The sequence below is a fragment of the Mesorhizobium sp. M1329 genome (genome assembly GCF_040318035.1).
GTDB lineage: Bacteria > Pseudomonadota > Alphaproteobacteria > Rhizobiales > Rhizobiaceae > Mesorhizobium.
In genome coordinates this window covers 1-21,942 of record NZ_JAMYLN010000013.1, presented here as the reverse complement: position 1 = coordinate 21,942, position 21,942 = coordinate 1, and the positions used below count along the sequence as shown (strand labels likewise).

General features: G+C 62.8%; 17 protein-coding genes. 11 read left to right on the top strand and 6 right to left on the bottom strand.

All coding sequences use genetic code 11. The annotated features are described in order from the left end of the window. Nucleotides 1-27 precede the first annotated feature (27 nt). The 7 genes from NKH21_RS15340 to NKH21_RS15310 all read left to right on the top strand — a co-directional run bounded on the left by NKH21_RS15340 (nucleotide 28) and on the right by NKH21_RS15310 (nucleotide 9,957). A complete protein-coding gene (locus NKH21_RS15340) occupies nucleotides 28-2,112 on the top strand; it encodes an ABC transporter substrate-binding protein (RefSeq protein WP_352865942.1) in 2,085 nt (694 codons plus the stop codon). Nucleotides 2,113-2,216: 104 nt separating this feature from the next. Further along, complete coding sequence (locus NKH21_RS15335) at nucleotides 2,217-3,224, top strand: ABC transporter permease (protein ID WP_352661884.1); 1,008 nt, start codon at nucleotides 2,217-2,219, stop codon at nucleotides 3,222-3,224. A 1-nt stretch (nucleotide 3,225) separates the two neighbouring features. Next, on the top strand, nucleotides 3,226-4,359 hold the full coding sequence (locus NKH21_RS15330) for an ABC transporter permease (RefSeq protein WP_352661881.1): 1,134 nt from the start codon (nucleotides 3,226-3,228) through the stop codon (nucleotides 4,357-4,359). A 10-nt stretch (nucleotides 4,360-4,369) separates the two neighbouring features. Next, nucleotides 4,370-6,037, top strand: coding sequence for an ABC transporter ATP-binding protein (locus NKH21_RS15325; protein ID WP_352662383.1), 1,668 nt, complete (start codon nucleotides 4,370-4,372; stop codon nucleotides 6,035-6,037). 21 nt (nucleotides 6,038-6,058) lie between these two features. Further along, nucleotides 6,059-7,429 (top strand): alpha-glucosidase/alpha-galactosidase, encoded by a 1,371-nt coding sequence (locus NKH21_RS15320; RefSeq protein WP_352661878.1) that lies wholly within the window; start codon nucleotides 6,059-6,061, stop codon nucleotides 7,427-7,429. 262 nt (nucleotides 7,430-7,691) lie between these two features. After that, nucleotides 7,692-8,933: an acyl-CoA dehydrogenase family protein gene (locus NKH21_RS15315; RefSeq protein WP_352662380.1), complete on the top strand. Its 1,242-nt coding sequence runs from the start codon at nucleotides 7,692-7,694 to the stop codon at nucleotides 8,931-8,933. 7 nt (nucleotides 8,934-8,940) lie between these two features. Next, nucleotides 8,941-9,957: a phosphotransferase family protein gene (locus NKH21_RS15310; protein ID WP_352662377.1), complete on the top strand. Its 1,017-nt coding sequence runs from the start codon at nucleotides 8,941-8,943 to the stop codon at nucleotides 9,955-9,957. A gap of 43 nt (nucleotides 9,958-10,000) precedes the next feature. Here the strand turns inward: NKH21_RS15310 and ftsZ are convergent, their stop codons facing one another. Continuing rightward, nucleotides 10,001-11,008, bottom strand: coding sequence for a cell division protein FtsZ (gene ftsZ / locus NKH21_RS15305; RefSeq protein ID WP_352489868.1), 1,008 nt, complete (start codon nucleotides 11,006-11,008; stop codon nucleotides 10,001-10,003). Nucleotides 11,009-11,229: 221 nt separating this feature from the next. Continuing rightward, a complete protein-coding gene (locus NKH21_RS15300; protein WP_352865938.1) occupies nucleotides 11,230-12,348 on the bottom strand; it encodes an NAD(P)/FAD-dependent oxidoreductase in 1,119 nt (372 codons plus the stop codon). Nucleotides 12,349-12,514: 166 nt separating this feature from the next. Here NKH21_RS15300 and NKH21_RS15295 point away from each other — a divergent pair, with 166 nt between their 5' ends. Continuing rightward, a complete protein-coding gene (locus NKH21_RS15295) occupies nucleotides 12,515-13,891 on the top strand; it encodes an aspartate aminotransferase family protein (RefSeq protein ID WP_352865936.1) in 1,377 nt (458 codons plus the stop codon). Nucleotides 13,892-13,896: 5 nt separating this feature from the next. On the opposite strand, the gene NKH21_RS15290 is transcribed toward NKH21_RS15295, so the two are convergent. The 4 genes from NKH21_RS15290 to NKH21_RS15275 all read right to left on the bottom strand — a co-directional run bounded on the left by NKH21_RS15290 (nucleotide 13,897) and on the right by NKH21_RS15275 (nucleotide 18,534). After that, on the bottom strand, nucleotides 13,897-14,997 hold the full coding sequence (locus NKH21_RS15290; protein WP_352865933.1) for an alcohol dehydrogenase family protein: 1,101 nt from the start codon (nucleotides 14,995-14,997) through the stop codon (nucleotides 13,897-13,899). Between the two features lie 9 nt (nucleotides 14,998-15,006). After that, nucleotides 15,007-16,386: an aspartate aminotransferase family protein gene (locus tag NKH21_RS15285; RefSeq protein WP_352865931.1), complete on the bottom strand. Its 1,380-nt coding sequence runs from the start codon at nucleotides 16,384-16,386 to the stop codon at nucleotides 15,007-15,009. Between the two features lie 35 nt (nucleotides 16,387-16,421). Further along, nucleotides 16,422-17,915 carry an NAD-dependent succinate-semialdehyde dehydrogenase gene (locus NKH21_RS15280; protein ID WP_352865929.1) on the bottom strand — a complete coding sequence of 498 codons (1,494 nt, stop codon included), beginning with the start codon at nucleotides 17,913-17,915 and terminating at the stop codon, nucleotides 16,422-16,424. Between the two features lie 127 nt (nucleotides 17,916-18,042). Further along, nucleotides 18,043-18,534: an Lrp/AsnC family transcriptional regulator gene (locus NKH21_RS15275; RefSeq protein WP_352467670.1), complete on the bottom strand. Its 492-nt coding sequence runs from the start codon at nucleotides 18,532-18,534 to the stop codon at nucleotides 18,043-18,045. 82 nt (nucleotides 18,535-18,616) lie between these two features. Here NKH21_RS15275 and ehuR point away from each other — a divergent pair, with 82 nt between their 5' ends. From ehuR to ehuB, 3 genes are all read left to right on the top strand, one after another. Beyond that, nucleotides 18,617-20,002 (top strand): MocR-like ectoine utilization transcription factor EhuR, encoded by a 1,386-nt coding sequence (ehuR, locus tag NKH21_RS15270; RefSeq protein ID WP_352661859.1) that lies wholly within the window; start codon nucleotides 18,617-18,619, stop codon nucleotides 20,000-20,002. A 122-nt stretch (nucleotides 20,003-20,124) separates the two neighbouring features. Then, nucleotides 20,125-20,910 carry an ectoine/hydroxyectoine ABC transporter ATP-binding protein EhuA gene (ehuA, locus tag NKH21_RS15265; RefSeq protein ID WP_352661856.1) on the top strand — a complete coding sequence of 262 codons (786 nt, stop codon included), beginning with the start codon at nucleotides 20,125-20,127 and terminating at the stop codon, nucleotides 20,908-20,910. Between the two features lie 65 nt (nucleotides 20,911-20,975). Continuing rightward, nucleotides 20,976-21,827 carry an ectoine/hydroxyectoine ABC transporter substrate-binding protein EhuB gene (gene ehuB / locus NKH21_RS15260; RefSeq protein WP_352865927.1) on the top strand — a complete coding sequence of 284 codons (852 nt, stop codon included), beginning with the start codon at nucleotides 20,976-20,978 and terminating at the stop codon, nucleotides 21,825-21,827. Nucleotides 21,828-21,942: the final 115 nt, after the last annotated feature.

The following is a 21,942-nucleotide window of genomic DNA, read 5'->3' as shown; positions in this document are numbered from 1 at the left end:
GCTCCTGAACAACAGGGAGGAGAGACGATGAGGAATTTTCGAAACATTGGCATTCTCGCCGGGCTGGCGCTTAGCGTCTCGGCCTCGGCGCTGAACGCGTATGCATCCGAGCCGACCGTGCCGCCGGTGCCCGCGCAATTTCCCGCCGAGGGAAAGATCAAATACGTCGCGCGCGACTCGATCCTGGAGTTCAAGGCACTTCCGGAATACCACGAGCCCGATTGGGTTACCGACAAATACGTCAAGGCAGGCAAGCTGCCGCCCGTCAAGGACCGGCTGCCGAAGGAGCCGCTGGTCTTCAAGACCGGCAACATGCCGGACGGCATCGGCGTCTACGGCGATACGATGCGCCATGTCATCGGCGGCCGACCGGAGGGCTGGAACTACGGCGCGGGCCAGACGCAAGGCTGGGGCGGTATCGACATCGGCCTTTCCGAATGCCTGACGCGCACCGCACCGCTTTTCCAGGTCGAGGCCAAGGACACGGAGCCGCTGCCTAACCTCGCCAAGAGCTGGGACTGGTCGAAGGACGGCCACACGCTGACGATGCATCTGGTCGAGGGCGCGAAATGGTCTGACGGCGTTCCGTTCAACGCCGACGATGTGATGTTCTACTGGGACGACGAGGTGATCGACCCTAATGTCTCGCCGCTGAACGGCGCGACGCAGGAGACCTTCGGCGTCGGCACGACGTTGAAGAAAATCGACGACTACACCGTCGAGTGGACCTTCAAGGACGCCTTTCCGAAGCAATATCTCTACGCCATGGCTTACGGCACCTTTTGCCCCGGCCCGTCGCATATCCTTAAGCCGCAGCATCCGAAATATTCGAAGAACACCTACGAGCAGTTCAAGAACGCCTTCCCGCCGGAATATATGAACATGCCGGTGATGGGTGCCTGGGTGCCGGTGGCATACCGCCCCGACGACATCATCGTCCTGCGGCGCAATCCGTACTATTGGAAGGTCGACGAGAAGGGCAACCAGCTGCCGTATCTCAATGAACTGCACTACAAATTGTCGACCTGGGCCGATCGCGACGTTCAGGCGGTCTCGGGGGCGGGCGACTTCTCCAATCTGGAGCAGCCGGAGAACTTCGTCGCCTCGCTGAAGCGCGCGGCGCAAAAGGACGCACCGGCACGGCTTGCCTTCGGCCCGCGGTTGATCGGCTATAATCTGCGCATGAATTTCTCGGCCAATGGCTGGGGCAACCCCGACGAGCGCGGACAGGCGATACGCGAGCTGAACCGCAACGAGGATTTCCGCAAGGGCGTCACCATGGCGCTCGACCGCAAGGCGCTCGGCGACTCGCTGGTCAAGGGTCCGTTCACTGCCATCTATCCAGGCGGCTTCTCCTCGGGCACGAGCTTCTACGACCGGAAGTCGACGGTCTACTACCCCTTCGATCTCGAAGGCGCCAAGGCGGAACTCGCCAAGGCAGGCCTGAAGGACACGGACGGCGACGGCTTCGTCAATTTTCCTGCCGGCACCGCCGGCGGCAAGAATGTCGAGATCGTGATGCTGGTCAACAACGACTACACCACCGACAAGAGCCTCGCGGAGGGCGTCGTCGGTCAGATGGAGAAGTTAGGTATTCGCGTTGTCCTGAACGGGTTGAACGGTACCCAGCGCGATCAGGCCAATTACTCCGGTCGCTTCGACTGGCTGATAAGGCGCAACGAAACAGAGCTCACCTCGGTCGTGCAGAACACCGAGCAACTGGCGCCGGTCGGCCCACGCACTAGCTGGAACCACCGCGCTCCGGAAAACGGCCAGGTCGATCTGATGCCGTTCGAGAAGGACCTTGTCGACATCGTCAACAAGTTTGTTTCCTCGTCAGACAATGACCAGCGCGCCAGCCTGATGAAACAGTTCCAGAAGATCTCGACCGAGCACGTCTACAATGTCGGTCTGACCGAATATCCCGGCGCTCTGATCATCAACAAGCGCTTTTCGAACATTCCGCAGGGCACGCCGATCTTCATGTTCAACTGGGCCGAGGATTCGATCGTCCGCGAGCGGGTCTTTGTTGCTGCCGACAAGCAGCAGAAATATGAACTGTTTCCCGAACAGCTTCCCGGAAAGCCCGGCGACAGGGGTCCGACGAACTGAGTTTCCTCCCTGACTTGAAAATTACCGGCCGCGCTGCTGGCGCGGCCGGGACAAAGCCAGCGGTGAGGCATAACTGAGAACCTGAGCGAGGAGAAGAACGGTCGATGCTGCGATTTCTGCTTATGCGCATAGCATCCGCAATACCGGTTCTCGCCATTTTGAGCGTGGTTACCTTCGCGATCATCCAGGCACCGCCGGGTAACTATGCCGATTACATTCGCTTGCAGCTTATCAACCAGGGTGGAGCCTCCTTTGCCGAGGCCGACGCCCAGGCGAAGGCTTACAGCGTGGAGCATGGCCTCGATAAGCCGGTTCCGCTCCAATACCTGAACTGGATCGCCGGCATCGTCACCCGCGGCGATTTCGGCCACAGCCTGTATTACAACAAGCCCGTCGCCGACGTGGTAGGCGAGCGGCTGCCGCGCACGCTGCTGCTTGCGCTTGTCTGCCACCTGTTGGCTTCGGTGCTGGGCATCGGCTTTGGTATCTGGGCGGCGACCCGGCAGTACAGCTGGATCGACAGTACGCTATCAGCGATTTCCTTTCTCGGAATGACGGTACCGCGCTTCCTGATGGCGCTGATCATCGTCTATCTGCTGGTCTTCCAGTTCAACGTCTCCGAGATCGGCAGCTTCTTTTCGCCGCAATTTGGGGGGGCGCCGTGGTCCTGGGCGAAGTTCGTCGATCTCGTCCGGCATGTCTGGCCGGTTGTCGCAATCGCCACCTTCGGCGGGCTCGCCTACAACATGCGGGTGATGCGCGGCAATCTGCTCGACACGCTGAACGCGCAATATGTCGAAACCGCTCGCGCCAAGGGCCTCAGCGGCGGTGCGGTGGTCATGCGTCATGCCGTGCCCAATGCGCTGCATCCGCTGGTCATGTATCAGGGTGTGGTGCTGCCTTATATGCTGACCGGCGAGATTGAGACCGCGATCATCTTTGCCCTGCCGACCGTCGGCCCGGCGATCGTTGGCTCGATGGCGGTCGGCGACGTCTATGTCACGGCGACCTTCATGATGGTGCTGTCGGCAACGCTGATCGTCGGCAACATCATCGCCGACATGCTGCTCGTCATGCTCGACCCGCGTGTACGCCAATATGCAGGGTCCTGAGATGCTTGCGTTCGAGCCCTCGCTGCCGCCACTTGCCGAGGAATCGGCCAAGATCAAGCCGCGCGGCAATGAGAGCTACATCGCACTCGTCTGGCGCCGCCTGAAACGGTCCTGGACCGGCATGGCCGGGCTCATCCTGGTCGCGTTTCTGGTGCTGCTGGCGGTCTTTGCCGACTTCTTCGCACCGATGGATCCCAAGGTGACCGATGTCGGCTTTGCCCCGCCGCAGATGATGAGCTTCCATGACAAGGACGGCAACTTCGTCTTCCAGCCACGCGTCTATGCCCTGACGGATTCGGAAGACCTCGACCCGGTTACCTTCCAACCCGTCGTCGGACCGGACTACGACCATCCGCGGCTGCTCGGCTTCTTCGTCAAGGGAGCGGAGTACAGACTGCTCGGCCTGCTTCCCGCGAACCGGCACTTCTTCGGCTCGACCGACGGCCAGCCGGTCCACTTCCTTGGCACCGACAAATTCGGCCGCGATGTGCTGGCGCGTGCGATCTATGGTTCGCGCATCTCGTTGATGATCGCATTGACCGTGGTCTTCATCGTCACCGTGATCGGCACGACGGTCGGCATGGTGTCGGGCTATTTCGGCGGCACATTCGATGTCTGGGTCCAGCGCTTCGTCGAACTGGTGCTCGCATTTCCGCAATTGCCGCTTTATCTGGCGCTGACCTCGCTGGTTCCGGTGACGGCGCCGACGAATGTCTTCCTGGCCTTCGTAATCGTTGTCATGTCGGCACTCGGCTGGGCGCAGATGTCGCGCGAAGTGCGCGGCAAGACCTTGGCACTGGCGCGGATCGACTACGTTCGTGCGGCGATGGCGGTCGGCGCCACAGATGGCCGCATCATCATGCAACACATTTTTCCAAATGTGATGAGCCACGTGATCGTTGCGGTCACGTTGGCAATCCCCAGCGTGGTCCTGCTCGAATCCTTCCTCGGTTTTCTCGGCTTCGCAGTGAAGCCGCCGCTGATCTCCTGGGGCCTGATGCTGCAGGACACCGCGACCTATTCGGTCATCGGCACCTATCCCTGGATCCTCTCACCGGTCGGCTTCGTGCTTGTCACCGTCTTCGCGTTCAACGCGCTTGGCGATGGACTTCGCGATGCGGTCGATCCTTATTGAGCGTGACATGATGCAACACGCGCTCGTCAAATCCTTCGCACCGCCTGTCCGGCTCGACCATGACGGCCGTTCGGAAAACCCGGTCATCGATGCCCGCAACATTGCCGTCGATTTCAAGGTCGAGCACGGCATGGTCGAAGCCGTCAAGGACATCTCCTTCCAGCTCTATCGCGGCGAGACGATCGCCATTGTCGGCGAATCCGGATCGGGCAAGTCGGTGACGGCGCGCACCGTCATGGGGCTGTTGTCGAAGCGCGCGGTCGTGTCGCCGAAATCGACCGTCGAATACAATGGGGCGAACATCCTGAAATTTTCCGAGCGTGCGCGGCGCAAACTGCGGGGCGACCGCATCTCGATGATCTTTCAGGAGCCGATGAGTTCGCTCAACCCGATCTACACGATCGGCAGCCAGATCGTCGAGGCGATACGGGTGCATCGCAAGATGAGCCGCAGGCAGGCCGAAGCAAGAGCGCTCGAGCTGCTGCAACAGGTGCAGATTCCTGAACCCAAGGCGCGGCTGAAGCAATACCCGCACCAGCTTTCCGGCGGTCAGCGCCAGCGTGTGATGATCGCCATGGCGCTGGCCAACGATCCCGATGTGCTGATCGCCGACGAGCCGACGACGGCGCTCGACGTTACGGTTCAGGCGCAGATCCTCAATCTCATCCGCAACCTGCAGAAGAAACTGCGCATGGCGGTGATCCTGATCACGCACGACCTGACCGTGGTGCGGCAGTTCTCCGACTATGTCTACGTCATGCAGCATGGCGAGATGCGCGAGCACAATGTGACGGAGAAGCTGTTTGCCGATCCGCAGCATCCCTACACCTGTCATCTGCTTGCCTCCGAGCCGCGCGGCCAGGCCAATCCGTTGCCGGAAGGCGCCGACGTCATTCTTGAAGCTAGGAATGTGCGCGTCTCTTTCATGCTGCGGCATGGCACGTTCATGAGGCCGGACCTGCGCGAACTCGTCGCCGTCGACAGCCTCAGCCTGACCCTTCGGCGGCACGAGACGCTGGGTCTCGTTGGCGAATCCGGATCGGGCAAGACTACCTTCGGCGAGGCGTTGCTCAGGCTCAACACCACGGACAGCGGCGAGATCTATTTCGATGGCCAGCCGATCCATGGCTGTTCGCGCGCGCAAATGCGGCCGTTGCGGTCGCGCATGCAGGTCGTCTTCCAGGATCCGTTCTCGTCGCTCAACCCGCGCATGACGATCGGCCAAATCATCGAGGAAGGGCTGGTCGTCAACCGCATCGGCGCCACCAGGAACGATCGGATCGAGCGGGTGCGCGAGGCGCTGATCAGCGCCGGCATGCCCGGCGATATCCTGTCGCGCTTCCCGCACGAGTTTTCCGGCGGCCAGCGCCAGCGTATCGCAATTGCCCGCGCCGTCGCGCTCGAACCAGAATTCATCGTACTCGACGAGCCGACATCGGCGCTGGATCTCTCGGTCCAGGCGCAGATCATCGAATTGCTGCGCAAGCTGCAGCGCGAACGGGGCCTGAGCTACATCTTCATCTCGCACGATCTCAAGGTCGTGCGGGCGCTGTGCCATCGCGTCATCGTCATGCAGCACGGCAAGATCGTCGAAGAGGGGCCGGTCGACGAAGTCCTGTCCCATCCCAAAACCGCTTACACCGAACGGCTGGTCAAAGCCGCTTTCGAGGTAGCCTGATTGCTTATGCCGGAGGTCGTTGTGGCAAGAAATCCCAAGGTCGCTTTCATCGGAGCTGGCTCGACGGTGTTCATGAGGAACATCGTCGGCGACATATTGCAGCGTCCGGCTTTATCCGGCTCGACGATCGCGCTGATGGACATCAATCCGCAACGGCTCGAGGAAAGCGCAATCGTCGTCGGCAAGCTGATCTCGACGCTTGGCGTCAAGGCCAAAGCCGAAACCTATTCGGACCAGCGCAAGGCGCTGGCGGGCGCCGATTTCGTCGTCGTCGCCTTCCAGATCGGCGGCTACGAGCCCTGCACGGTGACCGATTTCGAAGTTCCGAAGAAATACGGGCTGCGCCAGACCATCGCCGATACGCTCGGTGTCGGCGGCATCATGCGAGGCTTGAGAACCGTGCCGCATCTCTGGAAGATCTGCGAGGACATGCTCGCCGTCTGCCCGCAGGCGATCATGCTGCAATATGTCAACCCGATGGCGATCAACACCTGGGCCATCGCGGAGAAATATCCCGATATCAAGCAGGTCGGCCTCTGCCATTCGGTGCAAGGCACGGCGATGGAACTGGCGCATGATCTCGACATTCCCTACGAGGAGATTCGCTACCGCTCGGCCGGCATCAACCACATGGCCTTCTACCTGAAGTTCGAGCATCGCCAGCCGGACGGCTCCTACCGCAACCTCTATCCGGATCTGCTGCGCGCCTACAGCGAAGGGCGGGCGCCGAAGCCGGGGTGGAACCCGCGCTGCCCAAACAGAGTGCGCTACGAGATGCTGAAGCGCCTCGGTTACTTCGTCACCGAGAGCTCCGAACATTTCGCGGAATACACGCCCTATTTCATCAAGGACGGGCGCGAAGATCTGATCGAGAAATTTGGTATCCCGCTCGACGAATACCCGAAGCGCTGCATCGAGCAGATCGAACGCTGGAAGGGGCAAGCGGAAGCCTATCGCTCGGCTGACAAGATCGAAGTGGAGCAGTCGAAGGAATATGCGTCCTCGATCATGAACTCGGTCTGGACCGGCGAGCCGTCGGTGATCTACGGCAACGTCCGCAACAATGGCTGCATCACGTCATTGCCATATAATTGCGCGGCCGAGGTACCATGCCTCGTCGACGCCTCCGGCATTCAACCCACGTTCATCGGCGACCTGCCGGTGCAGCTCACCGCGCTGATCCGCACCAATATCAACGTCCAGGAGCTGACGGTCCAGGCGCTGATGACCGAGAACCGCGAGCACATCTATCACGCGGCGATGATGGACCCGCATACGGCGGCTGAGCTCGACCTCGACCAGATATGGTCGCTGGTCGATGATTTGCTGGTTGCGCATGGCGATTGGCTGCCGGCCTGGGCGCGTGGAGCGCGCAGCGTTCGGGCGGCCTGAGCATAGGAATGGCGTCCCCTTCGGGCCTGGGCCAGTGCGCTCTCCCACCTTCAATCCGAAGAAGTGGCCGGGTCAAAATCCGTAGGAACGACCGGGATCGGTAGCACGCCCGCAGGCATCGATTCATATCGATCCGGGCGGCTTTGCACTGCGAAATGAGGGCCCGGCGCACTGCTGTTGCTCCCAGTCAACGACGGCAGTTACACTACCGGCGCGACCATCTGAGCCGATGGCGGCATCTCGTTTCATCCTTGTGAGCGCCATGAATTTCGACATTTCCGTCCGCACCGAGGCCTTCCGCAGCCGGATCGCCGACTTCGTCGAGCGCGAGATCCTGCCGCTCGAGGCAGACAAGGCTTGTTATGACGGCCATGGCAATATTGCGCTGCCGCTGCTCGAAACGCTGCGGGGCAAGGCGAAAGCAGCCGGCCTGTGGTGCCTGCAGCTGAAACCCGAGACCGGCGGGGCCGGCCTTTCCAAGGTGGATATGGCCGTCTGCTATGAAGAGATGAACCGCTCGATCTTCGGTCCGGTCGTATTCAATTCCGCGGCCCCCGATGACGGCAACATGATGGTGCTGGAACGGCTGGGGACGCCGGAGCAGAAACAAAGATGGCTGAAGCCGATCGTCGAGGGAAAGGTGCGCTCGGCTTTTGCAATGACGGAACCGCATCCGGGGGGCGGCTCCGACCCATCGATGATCTCGACCAGAGCCGAACGGCGCGGCGACAGATACGTCGTCAAAGGCCGCAAATGGTTCATCACCGGGGCGCAAGAGGCGAGCCATTTCATTCTCATAGCGCGCACTTCGGACAATCCGCGTCACGGCCTTTCGGCCTTGCTGTTCCACAAGGACCAGCCGGGTTGGCGGATCCTGCGGCGCATCGAGATCATGGGACCGGAAGAACATGGCGGCCATTGCGAGCTGGAATTCGACGGCCTTGAAGTCCCGGTCGAGGACGTGCTTGCCGGTGAAGGCAGCGGCCTTATGGTTACACAGGTCCGGCTCGGTCCGGCGCGGCTCACCCATTGCATGCGCTGGCTCGGTCTTGCCAAGCGCTGCATCGAAATCGCGCGCGCCTATGCCGCCGAGCGCAGCGGTTTCGGGCAGCTTTTGGCCGGCCGCGAGAGTATCCAGCTGATGCTCGGCGACCTTTCCATGCGCATCGAGATCGGGCGGCTGCTGGTGATGAAGGCGGCCTGGGAACTCGACCGCGGCGGCTTTGCCCGCAAGGAGGTCTCCATGGCCAAGATCCAGGTCGCCAACGTGCTGCATGACGCCGCCGACGTGGCGATCCAGATCAACGGCGCCCGCGGCTATTCGAAAGACACTGTACTCGAATGGATCTACCGCTACGCCCGCCAGGCTCGCCTGGTCGACGGCGCCGACGAGGTCCACAAGATGGTGCTCAACCGCTTTCTCAACGAGGAAGGTACAGGCTTCTGGCGCTGGCATGTCGAAGCCGGCACGCAAGACGAAACAGGTGGCGGCGGGAACCGCTGAGCCGGCAATGAGGATGGATTTCGATCCAGTACGCCTGGAGGATTTTCTGAGAGCGCATTTTGGCGATGGCCAGATGTCGCTTGAGCGGATCGTCGGCGGCCAATCCAATCCGACCTATTTCGTCGACTATGGCGGCCGCCGCATGGTGCTGCGCAAGAAACCCCCGGGACCGATCCTGCGCGGCGCCCATGCCGTCGATCGCGAGTACCGGGTGATCGAGGCGCTAGCGTCGACAAAGGTGCCGGTGCCGCGGCCGGTGCTCTTTCACGACGGCGACGAGCCGCTCGGCACGCCGTTCTATCTGATGCAGCGGCTCGGCGGCCGGGTGTTCCACGACGGCTCGTTGCCGGGACTGGCGCGGGACGAGCGGCGCGGCATTTATTTCGGCATGGCCGAGGCGCTGGCGAAGTTGCACGCCGTCCTGCCGGAAGAGGTCGGGCTCGGCGATTATGGCCGTCCCGGAAATTACTTTGAACGACAGATCGCGCGCTGGACCAGACAGTTGCGGGAATCGCCGAGCGAACGCATTGCCGCGCTCGAAGCCGTCGCCGAATGGCTGCCGCGACATCTTCCGCCGGATGACGGCCACGTCTCGATCGCGCATGGCGATTTCCGTCTCGGCAATCTGATCTTCCATCCCGAGCGGCCCGAGGTGATCGGCATACTCGATTGGGAGTTATCGACCCTCGGCCATCCGCTTGCCGATCTCGGTTTTTGTTCGATGCCCTGGCATTCCTCATCAGACGAATATGGCGGCATCCTCGGCCTTGATCAGGCAGCGCTCGGGATTCCGACACAACGCGAATTCCTCGATCATTACTTCGCCCACGCCGTGCCGACGGCGCCGCTGCAGCGGTTCCATCTGGCGTTTGCCATGTTCCGCTTTGCGGTGATCTTCGTCGGCATCGCCGACCGCGTGCTTGCCGGCAGCGCGGTTGCGGCCGATGCGGCGGATGTGGCACCGCTGGCCGGCCGTTTCGCTGTACGTGCCATGGAAGTCATCGACGGCGCGCGGCCCTGGTGACGCGAGGCTGGCAGCCGGCTGAGCGAGTTGCAGCGATACGCGTTCAGTTCATGCGAACTTCCGGTTCCGCCAGCAGGGGAATCTCCAGGCCACGCCGCAAACCGGTCGCCACGACCGACACCCTGAATTTTCCGGCGAGTGCCTTGTCGAAGATGGCGCCGACGATGATGTCGGCATCGTTGTCGACCTCCTCGCGGATGCGGGTAGCGGCTTCGTCGACCTCGAACAGCGTCATGTCCATGCCGCCCGATATCGAGACAAGGACGCCCTTGGCGCCCATCATCGAAGCTTCATCTAGCAGCGGGTTGGCGATTGCCGCTTCCGCCGCCTTCTTGGCGCGGCCTTCTCCGGCTGCCTCGCCGGTCCCCATCATGGCGCGGCCCATGTCGCGCATCACCGACTTTACATCGGCGAAGTCGAGATTGATCAGGCCTTCCTTCACGATCAGATCGGTAATGCAGCCGACGCCCGCATAGAGGACCCGATCGGCCATGGCGAAGGCGTCGGCGAACGTGGTTCTGGCGTCGGCGATTCTGAACAGGTTCTGGTTGGGGATGACGATGACAGTATCGGCGCTTTCGCGCAGGCGCTCGATGCCCTCATCGGCAGCGTACATGCGGCGCCTGCCTTCGAAGACAAATGGCTTGGTAACGACGGCGACGGTCAGTATTCCGGCTGCCCGCGCCGCCTGCGCTATAACAGGCGCGGCACCGGTGCCGGTTCCGCCTCCCATGCCGGCGGTCACGAAGCACATATGCGTTCCAGCAAGGTGATCCATGATCTCGTCGATGGATTCCACGGCCGCGGCACGGCCGACCTCGGGCAGGGACCCGGCGCCCAGACCTTCGGTGATATGAGCGCCCAACTGGATCAGCCTCGTTGCCTTCGACATGGCAAGGGCCTGGGCATCGGTGTTGGCGACGATGAATTCCGCGCCCTGCAGGCCTTCGGCGATCATGTTGTTGACGGCGTTGCCGCCACCGCCGCCGACCCCGACGACGGTGATCTTGGGCCTCATTTCCGAGATTACCGGCCTCGCCGCGGTGTTCATTGCCGTTCTCCCTGGATACGCCGAGTGGTCGCTGGAAGCTTGTCCCGGGCGCACTGCGAAAACTTTGAACCGGGCAGTGCGAATCAGGACAGCCCAGAATGCAGGGAATCAGAGCGCGGAGCGGGCTGCAAGTGCGCGATGTGCCTCATAGGCGACTTGTGTCTGAAAGTTCACGCAATGCGCCCTGATACAATGCAGATCGTGGCGCGGGGCGCCGCACGCTACAACTTCGGCGCGAGGCGCCGCGCGACATGGTCGGCAATCGCCAGGCAGGAGGTCAGACCGGGGCTTTCGATGCCGAACAGGTTGACCAGGCTATCCACGCCGTGCACCGCCACGTCCTGGATGACGAAGTCGGCATTGGCCTCACCGGGACCGGACAGTTTTGGCCGGATGCCACTGTAAGCGGGCTGCAGGCTGCCATCGGTCAGGTCCGGCCAGTATTTGCGGATCTCGCTGTAGAAGCGCTCGCCACGAGCTGGGTCGACGCGATAGTCGAGTTGATCGGTCCATTCGACGTCCGGCCCGAAGCGGGTGACGCCGTCGAGATCGAGCGTTAGATGAACACCGAGCCCGCCGGGTTCGGGCACCGGATAGACCAATCGCGAGAAGGGCGTCTGGCCGACCACCGAAAAATAATTGCCCTTGGCATAATGGAGCTTTGGCACGAATTGCTGATTGAGCCCTTCAAGCGAACCGGCAAGTGCTGCAGCGCCAAGCCCGGCGGCATTGACGAAGCGCGGAGTGGCGATCTCGAAGTGCTCGCCGCCGGCAGCGTCCACCGTCTCGAGCACGACGCGGCCCGCTTCGATGCGGCCGGAGACGACGCGGGTGTTGAGGCTGAGTGCCGCCCCGTGCGCCTCGGCATCAGCCAGCAAGGCAAGCATCAGGGCATGGCTGTCGATGATCCCGGTGGCGGGTGACAGCAACGCCGCCGTACACTTGAGGCTGGGCTCCAGCGCATGCGCCTCGGCTTCGCGCAACGGCACCAGGTCGCCGGCGCCGCAAGTGCGTGCATTGGCGCGGATTGAGGCGAGCACCGGCTCCTGTTCGGCACTTGTGGCAACGATGAGCTTGCCGCAGCGCGAATGCGGGATCGCCCGCTCCTCGCAATAGCGATAGAGTCTTTCCCGGCCGGCCACGCAGAACCGGGCCTTCAGCGATCCAACCGGATAATGGAGGCCGGCATGGATGACCTCGGAATTGCGCGAACTTGTCCCGGTGCCGATAGCGCTCTCGGCTTCCAGGACCAGCGTATCGATGCCGCGCTGCGCCATCTCTCGCGCGATCGCCAGGCCAACAACGCCGGCGCCGGCGACAATACAGTCGACGTGGTCCACGGTCAGGTCAAGCCGAAGTTCTTCATGCGTCCATCCATCCGCTGGCCCTGTCGAAAGCGCTTGACACTATACCGTTCGAGAAAGATGCATCAAACGGCATAATGCACGGGGACCTGCCGAGCCGAACCGGCGGCAGGACTGTTCCGCGTGCAGCACAGGAGCCGTCATGGACGCACGACCGAATTCTCCCGAAGCCCGCGACATAAGCTTTCACATGCATGGCTATACGAATGCGCGCAAGCATCAGGAGTCGGGGCCGCTCATTATCGAGAAGGGCGACGGCATCTATGTCGAGGACCTTGCTGGCAACCGCTATATCGAGGCGATGGCCGGGCTTTGGAGCGTCGCGGTCGGTTTTTCGGAGAAGCGGCTGGTCGATGCGGCAGTACGGCAAATGTCGAAGCTGCCTTACTATCACGACTTCGGCTCCAAATCGCATTCGCCGCTGATCGATCTCGCCGAGAGACTGGTGCAGATGGCGCCGGTGCCGATGAGCAAGGCGTATTTCACCAATTCCGGCTCCGAGGCGAACGATACGGCCATGAAGATGATCTGGTACAGGTCGAATGCGCTCGGCCAGCCGGCGCGCAAGAAGATCATCAGCCGCAAGAAGGGCTATCACGGCGTCACCATCGCCTCGGCGAGCCTGACCGGCCTGCCCAACAACCACATCTCCTTCGATCTGCCGATCGCCAATGTGCTGCACACCTCGACGCCGCACCATTGGCGCGAGGCGCTGCCGGGTGAAAGCGAAGAGCAGTTTTCGAGCCGGCTCGCCGACGAGCTGGAAAAGCTGATCCTCGCCGAAGGACCGGGAACGATCGCCGCCTTCTTCGGCGAACCGATCATGGGTGCCGGCGGCGTCATCGTTCCGCCGGCCGGCTACTGGGAGAAGATACAGGCGGTGCTGTCGAGATACGACATCCTGCTCGTCGCCGACGAGGTGATCTGCGGCTTTGGCCGAACAGGTGAGATGTTCGGCTCGCAGGCCTTCGGTATCAGGCCCGACATCATGGTGCTGTCAAAGCAGATCTCTTCCTCCTATTTGCCGATCTCGGCCCTGCTGATCAACGAGAAGGTCTTCGAGCCGATCGCCGACGAAAGCAATCGTATCGGCACCTTCGGCCACGGCTTTACCGGCGGCGGCCATCCTGTTGCGGCAGCGGTCGCGCTCGAGAACCTGAAGCTGATCGAGGAGCGCGATCTCGTCGGCAATGCGCGCACGGTCGGTGCGCATATGCAGAAGCGGCTGCGCACGCTCGCTTCGCACCCGCTTGTCGGCGAGGTGCGCGGCATCGGCCTGATCGCGGCGGTCGAACTGGTCGGCGACAAGCCAAACAAGGCGCCGTGGGGCACGGTCGGGGCGCTGGGCGGGCTCGTCAACGGGTTCATGCAGCAGAACGGCGTCATCTCGCGCAATATGGGCGATGCGCTGGCTTTCTGCCCGCCGCTGATTATCACCGAGCCGCAGGTCGACCAGGTGATCGACGCGTTTGAACGGTCGCTCGAGGCTGCCGTCAAGCAGGTCCGATCGCCAAGCTGATCGCGCTATTTAGCGACCCCGACCGCGTCCGGCACGACGACCAGCTTGCCGACGAAGTCCTTGGCCATGAAATCGGCCTGGGCGCGATGGAAATCGGACAGCTTGTAGACGCCGCCGACCAGCGGCCGGATCTTCTTCTCCTCGATGTAGCGCACGATGCGGCGGAAGTCCGCCCGCGTGCCCTGGCTTGAGCCATGCAGTTGCAGCTGTTTCAGATACATGGTGCGCAGATCCAGCTGCACGACCGGGCCGGCAATTGCACCAGCCGTGGTGTAGCGGCCTTCCGGCCTCAAGATCCGCAGGAGGTCGTTGAAGATCGCGCCGCCGACCAGATCGGCCACCACGTCGATCGGCTGGCCCTCGGTCGCAGCGCTGACGGCGGCCGGCAGATCGGCAACGCCACGGGTGATCACCGCCTCGGCGCCGATATCACGCACCGCCTGTTCCTTGCCCTTGCCGGCAATGGCATAGGGAATGGCGCCGCGTGCCCGCGCCAGCTGCACGATGCCTGAGCCGACGCCGCCCGAGGCGCCGGTGACCAGCACACGCTCGCCGGCTTTCAATGCGGCGCGTTCCAACATCTGCTCGCCGGTGAGATAGGCGCAGCAGAATGTGGCAAGTTCGACGTCGGTCAGGTCGGTGCTGACGACATGGGCATTCTCGGCCGGCACGGCCTGGTATTCGGCATAGCCGCCGTCGCGGCCGTGGCCCATATAGTCGATGTCGGCCAATGAATCGTCGTCACGATTGTAGATGGAGAAATCGACCATCACCCGTTCGCCGATGCGGGCCGGCGACACGCCGTCGCCGACGGCGACGATGTTGCCGACCGTGTCGGTGCCCTGGATACGCGGGAAGGTCAGTGTGTTGCCTTGCCGCCGCCATGTCGACACGGCGGCTGCATCCTCCTCAGTGCCGTAGGCGCCCTGGCGCACCCAGACATCGGTGTTGTTCATCCCGCAAGCGGTGACCTTGACCAGCACTTCGCCCGGGGCGGGCGAGGGTACTTTGACGTCGGTGCGATAGACGAGCTTTTCCGGCCCACCGTGCCCGATCAACTGCACGGCGGCCATGGTGGCGGGGATGGTCTTGGTCATGGCATTCATGTCGGTTCTTCAGACGTTGGCAAACACGCTCTTCACCGCATCGGCCGTCTTGGAGACGACGATGTCGGCCTCTTCCCGCGTCAGGCAGAGCGGCGGCGCGAAACCGAGAATGTCGCCCTGCGGCATGGCGCGGCCGATGACGCCGCTTGCCGCAAGTGCGGTCGCGATCTGCGGCCCGATCTTTTGCGAGGCGTCGAAGAACACGCGGTCGTCCCGGTCGGCGACGAACTCGATTGCCGCCAGCATGCCATCGCCGCGCACCTCGCCGACGTGTTTGTGGCCGCCGACGGCCTTCGTCAGCTCGGCGCGGAAATAGGCGCCGGTCTCGCCGGCGTTCCTGACCAGATCCATCTCGTCTATCAGTTCCAGGTTGGCGACGCCGGCGGCCACGCAGATCGGATGCGCCGAATAGGTCCAGCCATGGCCGAGCGAGCCAAGCTTGTCGGAGCCTTGGACGAGCACCTGCCAGACCTTGTCGGAGACGATGACGCCGGAGAGCGGCGCATATGCCGAGGTCAGGCCCTTGGCGATGGTGATCAGGTCGGGCTTGATGCCGTAGTGGTCGGAGCCAAACATGGTACCCAATCGGCCGAAGCCGGTGACGACCTCGTCGGCGACCAGCAGCACGTCGTACTTCTTCAGCACCGCCTGGATCTTCTCCCAGTAGCCGGCCGGCGGCGGCACGATGCCGCCGGTGCCGAGGATCGGCTCGCCGATGAAAGCGGCGACCGTTTCCGGCCCTTCGGCGAGGATCATCTCCTCGAGCTTGTCGGCGCAGTATTGCGAAAATTGCTCTTCGCTCAGCGAGCGGTCGGCGCGGCGGAAATAGTAGGGCGCCTCGGTGTGCAGGACAGGCGCACGCGGCAGGTCGAAGGCGTTGTGGAACAGGTCGAGGCCGGTCAGCGATCCGGTCATGATCCCGGAGCCGTGATAACCGCGCCAGCGCGAGATGATCTTCTTCTTCTCGGGCCGGCCGAGCACGTTGTTGTAGTACCAGATCAGCTTGATATTGGTTTCGTTGGCGTCGGAACCGGAGAGCCCGAAATAGACCCTCGACATGCCTTGCGGCGCGCGGTCGATGATCATCTTGGAGAGCGTGATCGACGCCTCGGTGCCGTGGCCGACATAGGCGTGGTAATAGGCGAGGTTCTTGGCCTGCGCGGCGATGGCGTCGGCGATCTTCTGGCGGCCATAACCGACATTGACGCAATAGAGCCCGGCGAAGGCATCGATGCTCTTGCGCCCGTTGTTGTCCCAGATGGTGACGCCTTCGCCGCCGGCGATCACACGCGTCGGGCTCTCGCCACGCGCATGCGTTCCCATATGGGTCGAGGGATGGAAGAAGTGATCGCGATCCCAGGCGGCGAGTTCGTTTGACTGGTCGAGCATTTTTCTACTCCTGAGGAAAATGTGTCGGGCGCGGCTTACGCAACGTCGAGGCAGAGATATTTGAGATCGGTAAAGGCTTCGAGCCCATGACGCGAGCCCTCGCGGCCAATGCCGGACTGCTTGACGCCGCCGAACGGGACCGGCGCGCCGGTGATCTTGACGCGGTTGATGGCGACCATGCCATAGTCGAGCGCCCGGCCCATGCGCAATTGCCTACCGCCATTCTCAGTCACGACATAGGCGACGAGGCCGTATTCGGTGGCATTGGCGCGGGCGGCGACTTCGTCTTCGCTGTCGAAGGGCGTCACGGCGGCGACCGGACCGAAGGTCTCCTCGCGCATGATCAGGGCGTCGTCGTCAACATCGGCTAGCAGGGTCGGCTGGTAAAACAGCGGCCCGGCCAGATGACGCTTGCCGCCGGTCAGGCAACGCGCGCCTTTGGCGAGCGCATCGGCCACCTGCTCCTCGACCTTCTTGACAGCGCGTTCGTGCATCAAGGGTCCGATTTCGGTGTCGTCAGCGAGGCCATTGCCGGCCCGCAATGCCTCGACGCGTCTGGCGAAAGCAGCGCAGAACCGATCGTATAGCGGACGCTGGACATAGATGCGGTTGGCGGCGAGGCAGTCCTGGCCGGAGGTCGCGAATTTGGCGTCGACCGCAATGGCCACAGCCTTGTCGAGATCTGCGTCGGCGAAGACGATCAGCGGCGCATGACCGCCGAGTTCCATCACCAGACGCTTCATCGTCGGCGCACTCTGCGCGGCGATCAACCTGCCGATCTCGGTCGAGCCGGTGAAGCTCATGGCGCGGACGCGCGGATCTTCGCACATCCGCCCAACGATGGTCGAAGCCTTGCCGGTGAGGACGTTGAACACGCCTGCCGGCACGCCGGCGCGCTCGCCGAGCTCGGCCAGCGCCAGTGCGGACAGCGGCGTTTCCGAGGAAGGATGCGCGACAATGGTGCAACCGGCGGCAAGCGCGGCAGCCGCCTTGCGGGTCAGCATGGCCGCTGGAAAATTCCACGGCGTGACGACGCCGACGACGCCGAGCGGCTCGCGCCGCACCATCATCTCGGCGTTTGGCAGATGACTGGTGACGCATTCGGCGTTGAGGCGTTTTGCCTCCTCGGCATACCACTCGACAAAAGAGGCTGCGTAGTCGATCTCGCCGAGCGACTCCTTCAGCGGCTTGCCTTGTTCGAGCGTCATCAGCAGGGCCAGGTCATTTTTGGCGGCGCCGATCAGATCGAACCATTTGCGCAAGATTTTCGAACGTTCCTGCGGCAGCAATGCGCGCCAGGCAGGAAAGGCGCGCGATGCCGCATCGATCGCCAATGTCGTCTGCCGGGCATCGAGGGCAGCAACAAAAGCGACGGTGGATCCGGTGGCCGGATCGGTCACCTCGAAACTCTCCGCGGTCTCGCTCGCCGTCCAGTGGCCAGCGACATAGGCGAGTTCGCGCAGCAGCCGCCGGTCGGCAAGGCGATCAAGCGCTTCATGGCGGTGCGAGCGGGCAAAATGTGCGGACATCATCGGGCTCCCGGTTCGGGTGATGCTGCAAGACTATCTCTGCCGCGCAAACAGAGAGGCTGTTTGCGTGCCTGCACGTAGAGAGAATGTCTCTATTGCCCTGCCCAGCCAGACGATCTCTCCGGTATCAGGAAGATGCCGGCAACAGATCCGCCACCGGCAGCACACTCTCTTCCTTCACCGTCTTGGTGACGATGTAGGTGAAATAGCGGTCGATGCCGATCTCGCGTTCGAGCAGAGTGTCGACCAGCCGCTGATAGGCGTCGATGTCGCGCGCCATCACCTTCAGCAGGTAATCGACGCCGCCGCCGACAGACCAGCATGCGACGATCTCGCGGATGTCGCGGATGACGCGCTCGAAACGGTCGAAATCGGCCTGGCGGTGGCTGGCAAGCGTCACCTCCATCAGCACGGTGGCAACCGGCGCGATGGCGCGCATGGCGATCCTGGCATGGTAGCCCGAGACGATGCCGGCCTTTTCCAGCTTGCGCAGCCGCATCCAGCACGGCGTCGGCGACAGGCCGACTTTCTCGGCCAGCGCCAGCTTGGTGATGCGCCCGTCGCGCTGGATGGCGTCGAGGATTTTGAGATCGATCGGATCGAGTTTCGCTGCAGCCATGATCGTCCACTTCCAGTGCCGGACACCATGACGGCGCATTATTTCGATTGTCAATTGCACTGATTTCGATCTCTAATAAGTCATGACATTTTGGCGACCAGATCCCGCTCTTATCCGGCGGCCGGCCTACCAATCGCTCGCCGACCAGTTCGCGCGCGCCATCCATGACGGGCGCCTGGCCAATGGCGCTCGTTTGCCGACGCACCGGCAGCTCGCCGACGATCTGAAACTTTCCGTGCAGACGGTCAGCCGCGCCTATGAGGAGCTGATCCGCCGCGGGCTGGTGTCCGGCGAGGTCGGCCGCGGCAGCTTCGTGCAGACACAGGGCCGCGAGCCGGAGCCGCCCTATCTGCCGGAGCGGCTGGGCGAGGTCATCGACCTCTCCATCCTGAAGCCGGTCTGCGAACCGATGCATCTGGATCGGCTGAGGCAGGCGCTGGGCTGGCTCGCCGAAAACCTGCCGTCGAGTTCGGCACTGTCGTTCAGGCCGAACATGGTGTTCCCGCGCCACCGCGCGGTAGGTGTCGAGTGGCTACGCCTCTGCGGCCTCGACGCGTCGCCGCAGAACATCAGCCTGACCAACGGCGCAACGGCCGGCATGACGGTGGCGCTGATGAGCGTGGCGCCGCCGGGTTCGACCGTCGCCACCGAGGCGATCGGCCACCACACGCTGGTCCCGCTGGCGCGCTATCTCGGCTTCAACCTCGAGGGTTTGCCGATCGACGACAATGGGCTGATCCCGGAAGCCCTCGACGAGGCCTGCCGGCTGTCCGACATCCGCGCTGTGTTCGTCCAGCCGTCGGTGATCAACCCTACGGCCACTCTGATGGACGCCGCCCGGCGCGAACAGATTGCTGCCGTTGCGCGCAGGCATGATATCGCCATTATCGAAAACGACGTCCTCGGCCCGTTGGTCGAGGACCGGCCGCCGCCGGTCGCGGCGTTTGCACCCGAGCGCACGCTCTACGTCACCTCCTTCACCAAGATCGTGGTGCCGGGCCTGCGCATCGGCTATCTCGCGGCGCCCGATCGTTATGTCGCCGCGGTGGCCAACCGCCACCTCGTCTCGAACTGGATGGCGACGCCGCTGGTGGCCGAGATCGCCACCAAATGGGTGACCGACGGCACCGCGATGGAACTCGTGCGATGGCAGCGCGTGGCTTTGCGGCGGCGTCTGGACATCGCCGCCGAGGTGCTCGCCGGAGTGGACTATCGGGCTCATCGCGACGGGCTGCATGTCTGGCTGCAACTGCCGGATGACCGCGGCGAGGAAAGCTTTGTTTCCCAGGCCCGCCTGCAGGGCGTGGCGATCGCGCCCGGTACGTCGTTCCGCATTTCGCAGACGCCTTGGCATCCAGCTGTACGGATTTCGCTTGGCTCGACTACGGAGGGGGAACTGCGTGCCGGTCTCGGCGTTGTCACCAAGCTGCTGCTCGGCGATCCCGAGCATCTCCTGCTTGCGATCTAGGCGACAAATGGCGGGAAATTGTGCGGAGTCCGAAATATTGTCATGATATTATTTTCCTGATTGACATGATTTGCCGCGATCCGCATCGTTAAAGGCATCGCTTCTCCAGCACGGGAAATTCATTGTCGGCGCCCATCATCAATATCGACGGCATTTCGAAAAGCTTCGGCACCTTCAAGGTGCTGGACGGCCTCTCGATGCAGGTCATGCCCGGCGAGAAGCTGGCACTGATCGGCCCGTCGGGTTCCGGCAAAACGACGATCCTGCGCATCCTGATGACGCTAGAGCGTATCGACAGCGGCCACATCCAGGTCGACGGCGAACAGCTGTACCACATGGAGCGCAACGGCCGCCTGCTGACGGCCGATGAACGGCATTTGGCAAAGATGCGCCAGAAGATCGGCATGGTCTTCCAGCTGTTCAATCTGTTTCCGCACAAATGCGTCATCGACAATGTGACGCTCGCACCGATGCTGACCAAAGCAGTGCCGCGGGCCGCCGCCGAGAAGCGGGCGATGGAGCTGCTCGACATGGTCGGCATGGTCGACAAGGCCAAAGCGATGCCGGCGCAGCTTTCCGGCGGACAGAAGCAGCGCGTCGCGATTGCCCGGGCGCTGGCGCTGTCGCCGAAGATCATGCTGTTCGACGAGGTCACCTCGGCGCTCGACCCGGAACTCGTCGACGAGGTGCTCAACGTCATGCGCAAGCTCGCCGCCGAGACCGACATGACCATGCTGCTGGTCACCCACGAGATGGGTTTCGCCCATGACTTCGCCGACCGGGTGCTGTTCTTCGATCGCGGCAGAATAGTCGAGGAGGGCAAGCCCGACGAGATTTTCCGCCATCCCAAACAGGAGCGCACGCAAGGTTTCCTGAAGAAGATCATTGCGGCCGGACATCGGGTCTGACTGCCATGCGAGGCGGCGACGCCTCAAGCAAGCCAAGAAGACCGACAAACAAGGAGTTGGGAACAATGAAGAAATTTGCCATTTTGGCCGGCGTCGCCGGTGTTGCGCTGACGGCGGTACTGGCCGCCTCGACGCCCGGTTCGGCCGACGACAGCAAGCTCGAAGAGCTCAAGGCGCAAGGCTTTGCCCGCGTCGCCATCGCCAACGAGCCGCCCTATACGGCGGTCGCTGCCGACGGCAAGGTTTCGGGTGCGGCGCCTGACGTTGCCCGTGAAATCTTCAAACGCCTTGGCGTCAACGACATCCTCGCCTCGATCTCGGAATATGGTGCCATGATCCCCGGCCTGCAGGCCGGCCGTTTCGACGTCGTCACCGCCGGCCTGTTCATGAAGCCGGAACGTTGTGCTGCGGTCGCCTATTCGGAGCCGGTGCTGTGCGACGCCGAGGCGATGCTGGTGAAGAAGGGCAACCCGAAGCGCTTCAAGAGCTACGAGGACGTCGCCAAGGACACCAGCGCGACGATCGGCGCACCGGGTGGCGGCACCGAGGAAAAGCTGGCGCTTACCGCAGGTGTGCCGCGCGAGCGCGTCATCGTCGTGCCGGACGGCCAGAGCGGCCTGAAGATGCTGCAGGACGGCCGCATCGATGCCTATTCGCTGCCCGTGCTGTCGATCAACGACCTGGTCAAGAAAGCCAATGATCCGAACCTCGAAGTTATCGCGCCGGTGGTCGGTGCGCCGGTCTATTGCGACGGCGCGGCCTTCAAGAAGGGCGACGAAGCGCTGCGCGACGCCTATGATGTCGAGCTGGCGAAACTGAAGAAGTCCGGCGAGTTCGCCAAGATCATCGAGCCTTACGGCTTCTCGGCGGCGGCGGCAATGTCGACGAGCCGCGACAAGCTCTGCTCGGCGAAGTAGGCGCCTCTTTTGCCTTCTCCCCGTTCACGGCAGGGCTATCGCATATGAGTGATGGCATTGATGAGATAGTCGTCGTTCCAGGCGCATTTCTTGATGCGATGGCTGATGGGAACTT